Below are 1,255 nucleotides of genomic sequence, written 5' to 3'. Positions count from 1 at the left end.
CTTTACAAAACTTAAGTTTTCTGCTAATGTTTAGACATGGGACGGAAAACCGCCCTGTATCCTATCTATTTCAAGCCATTATAACTTTATGACCACCACTCTTCAAAGACGCGAAAGCGCCAACCTCTGGGAGCAGTTCTGCTCCTGGGTCACCTCCACCGACAACCGCCTCTATGTGGGCTGGTTCGGCGTGTTGATGATTCCTACTCTCCTCTCCGCAACCATCTGTTTCATCATCGCTTTTATCGCCGCTCCTCCCGTAGACATTGACGGCATCCGTGAGCCTGTTGCAGGTTCCTTGATGTACGGCAACAACATCATCTCTGGTGCTGTCGTTCCTTCCTCAAACGCGATCGGGTTGCACTTCTACCCGATTTGGGAAGCCGCCTCACTCGACGAGTGGCTGTACAACGGTGGACCTTACCAACTGGTTGTCCTGCACTTCCTGATTGGCATCTTCTGCTACATGGGACGTGAGTGGGAACTGTCCTACCGTCTCGGAATGCGTCCTTGGATCTGCGTTGCCTACTCTGCACCTGTGGCAGCCGCAACCGCTGTGTTTCTGATCTACCCGATCGGACAAGGCAGCTTCTCAGATGGAATGCCCCTCGGCATCTCCGGCACCTTCAACTTCATGTTGGTGTTCCAAGCTGAGCACAACATTCTAATGCACCCTTTCCACATGCTGGGAGTTGCGGGTGTGTTTGGCGGTAGCTTGTTCTCTGCGATGCACGGTTCATTGGTAACTTCCTCCTTGGTGAGAGAGACCACTGAGAACGAATCTCAGAACGCTGGTTACAAGTTTGGACAAGAAGAAGAGACCTACAATATCGTTGCGGCACACGGCTACTTCGGTCGGCTGATCTTCCAATACGCATCCTTTAACAACAGTCGCTCCTTGCACTTCTTGTTGGGTGCATGGCCAGTCGTCGGCATCTGGTTCACGGCATTGGGCATCAGCACGATGGCGTTCAACCTGAACGGTTTCAACTTCAACCAGAGCATCATTGACTCACAGGGTCGGGTGATTAGCACTTGGGCAGACGTAATCAACCGTGCCAACTTGGGTATGGAAGTGATGCACGAGCGGAATGCTCACAACTTCCCGCTGGACTTGGCATCTGGAGACGCTGCGCCTGTAGCACTCTCTGCTCCTTCCATCAACGGTTAATTCCTGTTCGATGGCATTGCAGAAGGATGAAATAGTCTGAATCCAAAAAGCCCTTCACGTCTGTGGAGGGCTTTTTGTAGGTGT

General features: G+C 51.9%; 1 protein-coding gene. It reads left to right on the top strand.

Annotated elements, in window-relative coordinates; genetic code table 11:
- Window positions 1-88 precede the first annotated feature (88 nt).
- Window positions 89-1,171, top strand: coding sequence for a photosystem II q(b) protein (gene psbA / locus A8707_RS26175; protein WP_068820377.1), 1,083 nt, complete (start codon window positions 89-91; stop codon window positions 1,169-1,171).
- The last annotated feature ends 84 nt before the right edge of the window (window positions 1,172-1,255 follow it).

It is taken from the genome of Phormidesmis priestleyi BC1401, assembly GCF_001650195.1.
GTDB classification, from domain to species: Bacteria; Cyanobacteriota; Cyanobacteriia; order Leptolyngbyales; family Leptolyngbyaceae; genus Phormidesmis_A; species Phormidesmis_A priestleyi_B.
The sequence above is the reverse complement of the archived record's forward strand: the minus strand, read 5'-3'. Positions and strand labels throughout refer to the sequence as shown.